The organism is Polaromonas sp. YR568 (assembly GCF_943372955.1).
Classification (GTDB): Bacteria; Pseudomonadota; Gammaproteobacteria; order Burkholderiales; family Burkholderiaceae_C; genus Polaromonas.
In genome coordinates, this window is record NZ_CALSAL010000001.1 from 651,982 (window position 1) to 664,604 (window position 12,623).

Annotated in this window: 10 protein-coding genes and 1 tRNA gene; 3 read left to right on the forward strand and 8 right to left on the reverse strand. The window is 60.5% G+C overall.

Features of this window, described 5'->3' with window-relative positions; genetic code table 11:
- The first annotated feature begins 21 nt into the window (after positions 1-21).
- The 3 genes from AAG793_RS03035 (at position 22) to AAG793_RS03045 (ending at position 2,152) form a co-directional block, all read left to right on the forward strand.
- Positions 22-1,137, forward strand: a complete 1,116-nt coding sequence (locus AAG793_RS03035) for a YeeE/YedE family protein (RefSeq protein ID WP_341903832.1) — start codon at positions 22-24, stop codon at positions 1,135-1,137.
- 35 nt (positions 1,138-1,172) lie between these two features.
- Complete coding sequence (locus tag AAG793_RS03040) at positions 1,173-2,033, forward strand: tRNA threonylcarbamoyladenosine dehydratase (RefSeq protein ID WP_341903834.1); 861 nt, start codon at positions 1,173-1,175, stop codon at positions 2,031-2,033.
- Between the two features lie 43 nt (positions 2,034-2,076).
- Positions 2,077-2,152 (forward strand) — tRNA-Lys (locus AAG793_RS03045).
- 27 nt (positions 2,153-2,179) lie between these two features.
- Here AAG793_RS03045 and AAG793_RS03050 read toward each other — a convergent pair.
- From AAG793_RS03050 to dapD, 8 genes are all read right to left on the reverse strand, one after another.
- Positions 2,180-3,217 carry a site-specific integrase gene (locus tag AAG793_RS03050; protein WP_341903836.1) on the reverse strand — a complete coding sequence of 346 codons (1,038 nt, stop codon included), beginning with the start codon at positions 3,215-3,217 and terminating at the stop codon, positions 2,180-2,182.
- 202 nt (positions 3,218-3,419) lie between these two features.
- Positions 3,420-3,899 (reverse strand): hypothetical protein, encoded by a 480-nt coding sequence (locus AAG793_RS03055; RefSeq protein ID WP_341903839.1) that lies wholly within the window; start codon positions 3,897-3,899, stop codon positions 3,420-3,422.
- 1,796 nt (positions 3,900-5,695) lie between these two features.
- The gene (locus AAG793_RS03060; RefSeq protein ID WP_341903842.1) at positions 5,696-6,199 is read right to left on the reverse strand and encodes a hypothetical protein; all 504 of its coding nucleotides are present in this window, start codon (positions 6,197-6,199) and stop codon (positions 5,696-5,698) included.
- Between the two features lie 83 nt (positions 6,200-6,282).
- Positions 6,283-8,280, reverse strand: a complete 1,998-nt coding sequence (locus AAG793_RS03065; protein ID WP_341903845.1) for an ATP-binding cassette domain-containing protein — start codon at positions 8,278-8,280, stop codon at positions 6,283-6,285.
- Positions 8,281-8,347: 67 nt separating this feature from the next.
- Positions 8,348-9,268 (reverse strand): 50S ribosomal protein L3 N(5)-glutamine methyltransferase, encoded by a 921-nt coding sequence (prmB, locus tag AAG793_RS03070; protein ID WP_341903848.1) that lies wholly within the window; start codon positions 9,266-9,268, stop codon positions 8,348-8,350.
- On the reverse strand, positions 9,265-10,422 hold the full coding sequence (gene dapE, locus AAG793_RS03075) for a succinyl-diaminopimelate desuccinylase (protein WP_341903851.1): 1,158 nt from the start codon (positions 10,420-10,422) through the stop codon (positions 9,265-9,267). Before dapE ends, prmB begins: the two co-directional genes overlap by 4 nt.
- Positions 10,423-10,479: 57 nt before the next feature.
- Positions 10,480-11,667, reverse strand: coding sequence for a PilT/PilU family type 4a pilus ATPase (locus tag AAG793_RS03080; protein ID WP_341903854.1), 1,188 nt, complete (start codon positions 11,665-11,667; stop codon positions 10,480-10,482).
- Positions 11,668-11,791: 124 nt separating this feature from the next.
- Positions 11,792-12,619 (reverse strand): 2,3,4,5-tetrahydropyridine-2,6-dicarboxylate N-succinyltransferase, encoded by an 828-nt coding sequence (dapD, locus tag AAG793_RS03085; protein ID WP_341903857.1) that lies wholly within the window; start codon positions 12,617-12,619, stop codon positions 11,792-11,794.
- Between the last annotated feature and the right edge of the window lie 4 nt (positions 12,620-12,623).

The window sequence follows — 12,623 nt, forward strand, 5'->3', positions numbered from 1 at the left end:
GTTCCCAATTAAAATCGGGGTATGGACTCCTCTGCGCTCAGCTCACTCACACAACAGGTTCTCATCGCTGCCTTTGCGCTGTCGATGGTTTTTGGCGCCATTGCACAGCGCACCCACTTTTGCACCATGGGCGCCGTCAGCGACATTGTGAACATGGGCGACTGGACCCGCATGCGCATGTGGGGCATGGCAGTTGGCGTGGCAATGATCGGGTTTTTCACGCTCGCGGCGATGGGCTTGATCGACCCCGCCAAAACCCTGTACGCGTCCAACCGCTTCATCTGGCTGTCTGCGCTGGTCGGTGGCGCACTCTTTGGTTTCGGCATGGTGCTGTCCTCCGGTTGCGGTAGCAAGACATTGGTGCGAATCGGTGGCGGCAGCCTCAAGTCCCTGGTGGTCTTTGTTGTGATGGGCGTCGCCGCGTTTGCCACGCTCAAAGGCCTCACGGCTGTGGTGCGTGTGGCTACAGTGGATCGCGTGGCGATCGATTTCGCTGGCAACGCCACCTTGCCGAGCTGGGTCAGCGCGGCAACGGGCATTGCGCCCGCGGCTACTGGCGTGGGTCTGGCCCTGTTGATTGGCGGGTGCCTGATCCTTTGGGCATTCTGGGGCGCAGACTTCCGCCGCTTTGACAATCTGCTGGCCGGTCTAGGCATTGGCGGTGTGATTGTGGGCATGTGGTGGGTGAGCGGCCATCTCGGTTACGTTGCCGAGCACCCGGACACCCTGCAGGAGGCCTTTGTCGCCACCAACTCCGGCCGTGCCGAGGCATTGAGTTTTGTTTCCCCTGTGGCCTACACGGTGGACTGGGTCATGTTCTTCAGCGACAAGAGCAAACTCATCACCATCGGCATTGCGTCCGTCTTTGGCGTGGTGGCCGGTTCCGCGCTGCAGGCGATCTTTTCGGGCAACTTCCGCTGGGAAGGTTTCCGCGACGCACGCGACACCGGCAATCATCTCGTGGGTGCGGTGCTGATGGGCGTGGGCGGTGTCACCGCGATGGGCTGCACAGTGGGGCAGGGCCTGTCGGGCGTATCCACACTCAGTGCCACCAGCGTGGTGGCTCTGGCGTCTATCCTCGCAGGCTGTGTGGCTGGTTTGAAATACCAGATCTGGCAGCTGGAGCGCAGCGCCTGAAAACGGCAGAACACGCCTGAATAGCGCGCATTCCCATGGCATTGACTGAACCGCTTTTCGAGGCGGACCTTGACCGCCGTTTCGGCGGGCTGGCGCGGCTGTACGGTGTCGCAGGTGCACGGCGCATTCGCGAGGCGCACATCATTGTGGTGGGCATTGGCGGCGTCGGCTCATGGGCTGCGGAGGCTGCTGCACGCAGCGGCGTGGCTCGCCTCACGCTGGTCGATCTGGACCACATTGCCGAATCCAACATCAATCGCCAGATTCATGCGCTGGATGGCACGCTCGGACAATCCAAGGTAAAGGCCATGCAGGAGCGCATTGCGCAGATCAATCCGCATTGCCAGGTGGTTGGTGTGGAGGAATTTGTCGACCCTGACAACTGGCCTTCAGTCATTGGATGGGATGCGTCGTGGGACCGTGCCCACATCGCCGTGATTGATGCCTGTGACCAGGTCAAGGCCAAAACAGCCATGGCCGCCTGGGCCATTCGCCAGAAGGTTAACTTTGTCAGCATTGGTGCGGCTGGCGGCAAACAACTGGCCCACCGCGTGGACGTGGAAGACCTTGCCGATGTCACGCATGACCCGCTGCTCGCGCAGCTGCGCTATCGCCTGCGCAAGGAGCATGGGGGGGCGCGCAAGGGACGAATGGGCGTGACCTGTGTCTTCAGCCGCGAGCCTGTGTTGCAGCCAGCGAAGGCTGCTGCACCGGCAGAACTACCGGATGCCTCGACCTGCGAGCAATCACCAGCCAGCGATGGCACACTGAACTGCCATGGCTACGGCTCGGTGGTCAGTGTCACCGCCACATTCGGCATGTGCGCGACCGGCTGGGCACTCAGCAAAATTGCATCCCAGGTTTGCGAAGCCTCTCAAAATGACGCTATAATTTGAGGCTGTGCTGCGGAAAACGCAGTGCGAACCGGGAGAAATCCTCGGGACCTTAGCTCAGTTGGTAGAGCAGCGGACTTTTAATCCGTTTGTCGTGGGTTCGACCCCCGCAGGTCCCACCAATAACAAAGAGGGATTGGCTGTCATGGTCAGTCCCTCTTTTCTTTTGGCGTAGCCAAAGCGTAGCTCTGAAGCACATTATCCAGCCGACTTGCAGCCACTTGCAAGCCCTCCGGCGCTACGTGTGCATACCTTTCCACCATAGACAGCGTTTTCCAGCCTCCGAGCCTTTGCAGCTCGTGCGTGGGCGTTCCGGCTTGGCGGTGCCAGGTCGCGAAGGTGTGGCGCAGGTCATGCCAGCGGAAATCCTCAATTCCGGCGCGTTCGAGGGCGTTCGTCCAGGCCTTGGTCGACACGCTCACGACGGGTTGCCCTCGATACGTGAACGCATAGACCGGATGCTTTCCGACTTGCCGCAGCAGAACCTCTACCGCCATCTCGTTAAGGGGTACAGCGTGCGCCCGGCCGTTCTTGTGTTGCTCCGGCGTGATCCATGCGTGACGGCGTTCCAGATCAACCTGTAACCACTGCAGCAGCCGGACGTTGCCTTGCCGGAGGCCGGTGGCGACAGAGAACAGGGCCATGTCAGCCAGGTGAGGCGGCAGCTCGGCCAGTAAGCGCCGAAATTCCTCCTGCGTCAGTGACCGGATACGGCCGTCTTTTTCCTTGTAGAGCGAGACTTTGGGCGCTCTCTCGATCCACTCCCACTCGTTAGCCGCTTTGAGAAGGATTGTCCGGATCACCGCCAGGTAGCGGTTGGCCGTGCTCTGGGTGGCTATCTTGGCCCGCAATGCCTTGACGTGGTCAATCAGTGCCCGGTCGATTTCATCGAGGTACTTGCCCCCGAAAACCGAGTCGAGCCAGCGAAGAATTGATTTGTCCCGCTCGTGGGTGCGCTTGTGCGAGGTTTCGTCTAGAAACTTCAGGACCGCCTCTTCCCACGTGTGGCGAGGTTTTGCGCCGAGCTTGGATTGCTCCCAGCGTTCGGCTTTCAGTCGGTCATGGAACTCCTGCGCCTTGCGCTTTTCGGTAGTCCCAGTGCTGACCTGTAACGGTCCAGATTCGCCACGGATGGCCGGAAATTTTGCCCACCAGTAGGGCGAGTCTTTTCGTCTATAGAGCGACATTCGGATTTCTCCTGAGCATCGGCTACAGACACACGCGATTGCGATTGTGCCACCAGATACTCGATCAACAAAGATTCAACAAAGACCCACGCCTTACCCACCCTGCAGCCAGGTATTGCCCCGGCGCGTGCGCGGGCCATGAGGGTTTGGGGATGGATGCGAAGCAGGTTTGCCGCCTCGACAGCGCCGAGGGTGCGCGAGTTCATGGCGCAGCCTCCGAGGTGAAGCGGTCTATGGAGGAGTAGGGTCCGTCCGCCCAGCGCTCAGGTATCTCACCATTGGGATACAGGCGCATTCCGGCAGGGTGGAAAACTCGCTGGTACATGGGCGCAAGAATTTCGCCCGTTTCGCGCACCACACGACGACCTTTGACTGTCTGTAGGTCTCCGACCCCGTAGAGTTGCTTGCACCAGTAGGGGAGATTGAGCCAGGAGCAGATGCTGCGGGCTTGTTGGGTGAGTCCGCCGAATCCATGGATACGTACTCCTCTAGGAAATTTATGGAATGGAGAAATTTTGGAGAGGTACTTCATCAAGTACCCCACTGCGTTCTTTGCAATGACACGCTGAGTCATGCCGTGCGGCCACCAGCCCTGCTTATCGAACTTTGGAAGCTGAATGCGCTTGGGCAGCCAGACGGCGACGTGGTAGTGCAGTGCGCCGCGTTGCTGAAGTTCTGCCACCCAGACGTAGCGAAAGGGAATGCCTCGCTTGTGGCACCACTTGCGAACGGCTTTGAAGCAGCGGGAGATATGCCCCGGTTTCCAGTCGTCTACGCCTCGATAGGTGAGGGTGACAAACCAGACGTTTTCACGGTGACCTCGCGGACACGCGAACCGGTGAAGATGACCAGCTGCCCAGACTTGTCGCCTGAGGCGTCTGACCCGACGCTCTTGGACGATGTCAGGTTCAAAACTGACTGACAAATAATCAGGGCCACTTGTTTTATATGGGACAAGCCCAGCGGCTTCGCCGCCAGGAGCAAGCCCGCGCGCGGGCAAGCATCCCGGCTGCGACGCTACAGAGGATGGTGGAAACGAAAACGAATAGGGATGTCTGGCAGACGACCGCATACGAACTCCAAAAAGTTGGGAATTCGCGACAGATGCGGTTGGTCTGTATGTGGTGGCGCCTACGGTAGCAACCTGCCAGCTACCGTAACCCCTTTATCCAGAACTTATTGAGTGAACAACTCTGGCATTTTTTCTAAGCGGGGCGATCCCATCGGGGGGATCAGCATTGGCCTATGTATGTAGGCTGTCGCTGGGTAAGAATGTAGCAAGAGCCCATCACGCATGTCAAGCTGTGGCAGCTGATTGGTAGTAAGAACCGTACAACATCCCGTATATTCGGGGCAAGACACTAGGAGCCCGGTGATACGGACAACTCTTACTGTCCCAGGGCTGAAGTAAAGGCCCGAGGCCGAAGTAACGATTGGCCTAAGGTGAGCGAAAGTCAGGCTCGGAGCCGATGCCACGGGAAACCCCCGCCGCTGAGGCAGACCGATCTACCTGAACTGGAGCGAAGCCGACGCTCGGAACCATACTAGTCAGGGAAAGAGCGGCGCCGGCAATGGGCGCTTTATAAATTCTTAGCGGATTAACGTCCGCGGCCGCGGACATTAAGTGGAGTAATCCATGAAGATGTCTGTAAGGGTGGATGTGACAATTGATTTAGCTGCGTGCATTCGTGCTGTCGGCTGGCTCATTTTGATCATCGTGACCATATGAGAGGTGGGGTGGCTTGCCACCCCACCTTTTGTTAGCCATAAGCTGGCGAGGCGATAAATGAAATACGTTAAGTGGGGAGCTATAGCAATCGGGGTCGTACTCTTGCTGGCTTTTTGGGAAAGCATGAGTGATTCTGGACAACAGTGGCTAAGTGCGGCCCTCGTTTTTGGCTGGGGAGTTTGGTTGATTCTGAAAGCGCTAGATACTAATCACGCCCACACTAATCAGAGGCTGGACCACATTCAGTACTTGATACAGCAACTGAACGATCAACGATCTAAAAACGATTGAGCTCGTACCTATAACTCAATAGTTACAAATAGCTGAGTGCTCTCATGCTTGCCCACAAGCCTCCACAGGTTCCCCGGCTCCCACCCCCCGAGCGAGCGAAGCTCTGGGGGGTCGCCGGGCCTTCGGCCTGTGGATTTTGTGGACAAGCTAGGTTGCCAAGTTGGGCAAGCAGCTGACTCTGCAAAGAGAGACAAGGCACAGTTTCAAGGTGGTTTCATAACGTAGCTCTTTCGTAGCTTTTGACAGCAAATTAGAGCTACGCATGGCACCCTTCGACATGGTGCGTGTGTCTGAAAGCCTTGGGTTTGGGACGATTGAAAAAGGTCTTCCAACCTCTTTTAATCCGTTTGTCGTGGGTTCGACCCCCGCAGGTCCCACCAACACCACCTCTTGAGGTGACCCAAAAGCCCGCTATTAAATCAGTAGCGGGCTTTTTCTTTGGCGGGTCCGCACTTCAATCACGCAGGATAGCCTTGCAGCGGAATCCGCAGTCGGGCCTTCGTCGCCACCTGGATGCAATCTTTCATGTGTTGCTCGCCGAGGTAGCGAAGCGCGGCGTAGCCGACTGCGGCTGACACCATCTGGCCCGCGAAGGGCACGTACTTGGCCAGCTGCTTGGTGGTCAGGCGCATGCCGATCTTGCTGGCGGCCTTGATGACCAGATCGCGGCTGATCAGTTTGCCGACCAGCACCGAGCCGACCAGTGCCACGGCCTTCTGCACCTGCTCGCGTTTCTTGGGGTCAAGCTGGTCCAGCTGCTCAGGCGTCAAGCCGAATTCGCGGTTGATTTCGGGGATCAGCTTCGACAGCATGGCCGCATCCACGGCCCAGTCCAGTCCGGGAACCGGTACCGCGCTGGCGGCTGCGGCGACCAGCGCACGTTTGTTCAGCAGCTTGCGGCTGCGTTTGACGGCGGCGGCGAGGGCCGCGTCTTCGGCGGCCATCTGCATGGCGGTGGGCATGGGCAAGTCCCTTTCAAAGAGCAAGACGGGTGATAGGGGCAATATGGACGATATGCGTCCCGTCTTGGTCTCTTCAAGCCACTTTACACCGCTGCCGACTCGATTTGTTCGGTCAGTTCAAGCCAGCGTTCTTCGAGCAGGGTGATTTCGTTTTCGATGGCCTTCAGGCGCTTGCCCGTCTGGGCGATCTCTGCAGCGGCGGTGGTGCGCGTCAGCAAGTCCTGCAGGTTGCTTTGCTCGGTGCTGAGCGCCTGCATGCGCTGGTCAATCTTCTCCAGTTCCTTGCGCAGCGGCTTGGTCGCATCCGACTGACGCTGGCGGCGTTGCGCTTCTTCCTTGCGATCGCCGGATGACTTGTTCTCCATTGGCTCCGGCGAGTTGACCACGGGGGCGGATACGGCTGTCGCAGCAGTGGCCGACGATTTCTTGGCTTCCTCACGCTGCCGTTTGGCATGGTCGAGCAGGTACTTCTGGTAGTCGTCGAGGTCTCCGTCAAAGGGCGCAACACCGCCCTGCGAGACCATCCAGAATTCGTCGCACACGGCGCGGAGCAGGGCGCGGTCGTGGCTCACTAGCATCACGGTGCCCTCGAATTCATTAAGCGCCATCGACAGTGCTTCGCGTGTGGCCAGGTCCAGGTGGTTGGTCGGCTCGTCCAGCAGCAGCAGGTTGGGACGCTGCCAGACGATCATGCACAGCACCAGCCGGGCTTTTTCACCGCCGCTCATGCTGCCCACAGACTGCTTGACCATGTCGCCGCTGAAGTTGAAGTTGCCCAGAAAGCTGCGCAGGTCCTGCTCTCGGGTTGGCTGGTTGCCTATCTTGCCGGCGGCGGTGACTTCTTTCACCAGCCGGATCATGTGCTCCAGCGGGTTGTCGGCCGGACGCAGCACATCAAGCTCCTGCTGGGCGAAGTAGCCGATGTTCAGGCCCTTGCCTTCAATCATCTCGCCTTCAATCGGCGCCAGTGCGCGGGCCACGGTTTTCACCAGCGTTGATTTGCCCTGACCATTGGCACCCAGAATGCCGATGCGCTGACCAGCCAGCACCGACTTGCTGACGTTCTGCACGATGACAGTGGGCGGAGTGCCTGCAGGGGCGTCCTCTGGTGCTGGGTAGCCGAAGTAGGCGTTCTGTATCGACAGCATCGGGTTGGGCAGGTTCGCGGGTTCCTTGAACTCGAAGGTGAAGTCGGCCTCGGCCAGCAGCGGCGCCACTTTTTCCATGCGGTCCAGCGCCTTCACGCGGCTTTGCGCTTGCTTGGCCTTGCTGGCCTTGGCCTTGAAGCGGGCAATGAACTTCTGCAGGTGAGCGATCTTTTCCTGCTGCTTGGAAAAAGCCGTTTGCTGCAGGGCCATCTGTTCCGAGCGCAGGTCTTCAAACTTGCTGTAGTTGCCGCCGTAACGGGTCAGCTTGGCCCCTTCGATGTGGACGGTGACATCGGTCACCGCATCAAGAAACTCGCGGTCGTGACTGATCACCAGCATGGTGCCCTGGTAGCGCTTGAGCCAGGCTTCCAGCCAGACCAGTGCGTCCAGGTCTAGGTGGTTGGTGGGCTCGTCCAGCAGCAGCAGGTCGGAGGGGCACATCAGCGCCCGCGCCAGCTGCAGGCGCATGCGCCAGCCACCGGAAAAACTATTGACCGGGTTGTCGAGCTCGCTGACCTTGAAGCCGAGGCCCAGAATCAGCGCCTGCGCGCGTGCCTGGGAGTCGTGCACGCCAGCGTCGTACAGCTCCATGTAGGCGTGTGCCATGCGGTCACCATCGCCGCTGGCTTCGGCCGCGCTGACTTCGGCCTGTGCGGCCATCAGCACGATGTCGCCCTCGATCACGTAGTCGGTGGCGCTTTGCTCGGTTTCCGGCATGTCCTGCGCGACCTGCGCCATGCGCCACTGGGCGGGAATCGAAAATTCGCCGCCATCTTCGTGCAGCGAGCCATTGAGCATGGCAAACAGCGACGACTTGCCCGCGCCATTGCGCCCCACCAGACCGATTTTTTCACCGGGGTTGAGCGTCACGGAGGCGCTGTCGAGAATCACTTTGGCGCCGCGACGCAGCACCACGTTTTTAAGGGTAATCATTCAAAAGGCCGGGTCAACAAAAGGGGCAGGGTGTGCGCTCGGCACACATCCTGAGGGCACGCAGGTTTCAGGCCTGATGTGCAGCGAGCTGTTCGCGCGTCAGCAGCAGCACCTGGTCGGCGCCTGCGCTGGTGTCGAACCACAGGGGATCGAGCCGTGGAAAGGCCCGCGAGAAGTTCTCGCGCTCGTTGCCTATTTCCAGAACCAATACCGCATTTTCGCTCATGTGGGCGGCAGCCTGCTGAAAAAGGGTGCGGATGAAGTCCATGCCGTCTGCGCCACCGGCCAGTGCCAACGACGGCTCAGCGCGAAACTCAGCCGGCAGGGCCGCCATGCTGGCCGCGTTCACATAGGGCGGGTTGCACAGAATCAGGTCGTAGGGGCCTGCACAGGCCGCAAGGCCGTCGGATTCGATCAGGGTGATGCGGTCGACCAGATGATGGCGGTCGATGTTGATGCGGGCCACGGCCAGTGCATCGGTGCTGATATCGGCCGCATCCACCATCACCTCGGGATAAGTCAGTGCGGCGAGGACCGCCAGGCTGCCATTGCCAGTGCAGAGGTCGAGCACGCGGCGAGTGTGTTCACCCAGCCAGGGGTCAATGCTGGCATCGGCCAGCAACTCGGCAATCAGTGAGCGTGGAATGATGACGCGTTCGTCGACGTAGAACGGCACGCCCATCAGCCATGCCTCGTGCGTCAGGTAGGCGGTGGGCTGGCGGGTTGTCAGGCGGGCATCAACGAGTGTTGTGACTGCCGCGTACTGCTCGGGGGTGACGGGTCGGGTCTCGACCGAATCCAGATCGTCCACCGGAAGGCCGAGCTTCCACAGCACCAGCCACGCGGCTTCATCAAAGGCGTTGGTGGTGCCCTGGCCAAAGCCATCGGAAAAGCTCAGGCCGGCGGCCTCCAGCCGGTCGGCCATGGCTTCGATGAGCGCCAGCACGGTGGTTGACGCGCTGGCCGGGCCTGACGAGCCCACGCTCATGCCGAGGCCAGTTTCCGGAGCACGCCCTTGTAGATGTTCTTTAGTGGCTCCAGCGAACTCACGAGCACGTGCTCGTTGATCTTGTGGATGGTGGCGTTGACGGGCCCCAGCTCAATCACCTGCGGGCAGATTTTGGCGATGAAGCGGCCGTCGCTGGTGCCGCCTGTGGTTGACAGCTCGGTGGCAAGGCCTGTCTCGTCCTGAATGGCGGCCTGGACGGCGTGCACCAGATCGCCCGGCGTGGTCAGAAAGGGCAGGCCGCCCAAAGTCCACTTGAGGTCGTATTCCAGCTGGTGGCGGCTCAGCACCGCCTGCAGGCGCTGCTGCAGGCTCTCAGGCGTCGATTCGGTGCAGAAGCGGAAGTTGAAGTCCACCACCAGATCGCCCGGAATCACATTCGATGCACCAGTGCCCCCATGGATGTTCGATACCTGCCAGCTGGTTGCGGGGAAGAATTCATTGCCCTGATCCCATTCGGTGGCCACCAGTTCTGCCAGCGCAGGTGCGAACAGGTGAATCGGGTTCTTGGCCAGATGCGGGTAGGCAATGTGCCCCTGCACGCCCTTGATGGTCAGCTTGCCGCTCATGGTGCCGCGGCGGCCGTTCTTGATCATGTCGCCGATCTGTTCCACCGAGGTCGGCTCACCGACGATGCAGTAGTCCAGCACCTCACCGCGCGCCGTGAGCGCTTCGCAGACCTTCACGGTGCCGTCGGTTGCCGGGCCTTCTTCGTCGCTGGTGATGAGAAAGGCCATCGAAAGTGCCGGGTCCGGATGCTCCGCAAGGAACTCCTCGACCGCCACCACCATCGCCGCGATAGAGGTTTTCATGTCGGCCGCGCCTCGGCCATAGAGCTTACCGTCGCGGTGGGTCGGGGTGAACGGGTGGCTCGTCCACTGCTCCAGCGGGCCGGTGGGCACCACATCGGTGTGGCCTGCAAAGACCAGCGTTTTGGGTTTGACCTGACTGGCTGCGCCTTCGCGCCGTGCCCACAGGTTGGTCACCCGGAAGTGATCGGGGCCGCTCACGATGGTTTCGCAGCGGAACCCCAGCGGCGCGAGGCGCTCGATCAGCAGGGCCTGGCAGTCGGCGTCGTCAGGGGTGACCGAAGGGCGGGAAATCAGCTGTTCGGTGAGGTGAAGCGTGGAGGACATCAGGGGACTTAAAAGACTTCAGGCAGATAGCTTCGGATGAATAGCTTCAAGCGGATTTCAGAGCGGTGTGAAGCCGGAAGTCCCGTACTTGGAGTCGGTGCCTGGCCTGACGTCGAGCGTGATTTCGGTGAACGACGGCTGGTCGTCGGGATCTTCCTCGGGTTCGGCCGCCTTGGCCTTGACCGCGAAGTCGTTTTCGAGCCGCCACATCAGGTTGGTGGGCGAGTCGGCAAACAAGATGCCTTCCTTGCGGGTCACGACGCCGTCGACGATCAGCTTGGCAATGGCCTGCTCGAAAGTCTGGGAGCCATCGGCCATGGATTTCTCCATCGCCTCTTTCACCCCCGAGAAGTCGCCTTTTTCAATCAGTTCGGCCACCAGTTTGGTGTTGAGCATGACCTCCACCGCTGGCGTACGCCCACCGGCCTGGGTGCGCAGCAGGCGCTGCGAGACGATGGCTTTCATCGCCGCGGCCAGGTCGCCGAGCATGGTCGGGCGCACTTCCACCGGGTAGAAACTGAGAATGCGGTTCAGCGCCTGGTAGCTGTTGTTGGCGTGCATGGTGGCCAGGCACAGATGGCCGGACTGCGCATAGGCAATGGCGGCCGACATGGTTTCGCGGTCGCGAATCTCGCCGATCAGGATGACGTCCGGCGCCTGGCGCAGGGCGTTTTTCAGCGCCACCTGGAGCGACTGGGTGTCGCTGCCGACCTCGCGCTGGTTCACCACCGATTTCTTGTTGGTGAATAGGAATTCCACCGGGTCTTCAATCGTGAGGATGTGGCCCAGCGTGGTGGCATTGCGGTGGTCCATCATCGAGGCCAGGGTCGTGCTCTTGCCCGCGCCGGTGGAGCCCACCATCAGCAGCAGGCCGCGTTTCTCCATGATCAGGTCAGCCAGGATAGGCGGCACATTCAGGCTGTCCAGTGGCGGAATCTCACTGGGGATGAAGCGGATGACGGCTGCGTAGGTGCTGCGCTGGCGAAAGCCGCTGATGCGGAAGTTGCCCACGCCCGGCAGCGGCAGCGCCATGTTGAGTTCACCCAGCTCTTCCAGCTCTTCAATGCGCGCTGGCGGCAGCACTTCCGCCAGCAGGTTACGGGGTGCCTCAGGAGGCAGCACCTGCGAGTTGATGGGCACTGCCTGCCCGTTGATCTTGATGAGGGCCGGCGAATGCGCAGACAGGTAGACGTCCGACGCCTTCTTGTCGGCCATCAGGCGCAGGATTCGTTCCATCGTGCTCATGCTTCGCTCCTCTAGATTCAACTCGGCCTGCAGGTCAGCTGGCCTCACGCCGGGCTACCCACCCTTCGACCCCTTAGAGTGAACGGAAACTGCCATTCACTCCAGACTGAGCTGGTGATGCAGTTCAGTCGCGCAGAAGGTCGTTCAGGCTGGTGGTCGAGCGTGTTTTGGCATCGACTTTTTTGACAATCACTGCGCAATACATGCTGTACTTGCCACCGGCCTTGGGCAGATTGCCCGACACCACCACCGAACCGGCCGGGATGCGGCCATAGCTCACGGTATCGGCTTCGCGGTCGTAAATCGGTGTGCTCTGGCCGATGTAAACGCCCATCGAGATGACGGAGTTTTCCTCGACGATCACGCCTTCGACCACTTCGGAGCGGGCGCCGATGAAGCAGTTGTCTTCAATGATGGTCGGGTTGGCCTGCAATGGCTCCAGCACGCCACCCAAGCCCACGCCACCGGAGAGATGTACGTTGTTGCCGACCTGGGCGCAGCTGCCCACCGTGGCCCAGGTGTCGACCATGGTGCCTTCACCCACCCAGGCGCCTATGTTCACGTAGCTGGGCATCAGGATCGCGCCCTTGGCGATAAAGCTGCCGCGGCGTGCCACAGCGGGCGGCACCACGCGCACACCGGTGGCGCGCATTTCGGCTTCGCTGAGGTGGGAGAACTTGGTCTTCACCTTGTCGAAAAAGCCGAGGTCACCGGCGCGCATCAGTTCGTTGTCTTTCAGGCGAAAGCTCAGCAGCACAGCCTTCTTGATCCACTGGTGGGTGGTCCACTGGCCAACGCCTTCGCGGGTGGCCACGCGGAGCTTGCCGCTGTTGAGCTGGGCAATGGTGTGCTCCACCGCGTCCAGCACGTCCTTGGGGGCGGATTGGGGCGACAGGCTGGCGCGGTTTTCCCAGGCGGCGTCGATGGTGCTTTGCAGGTTGTCTTGTGTCATGTCT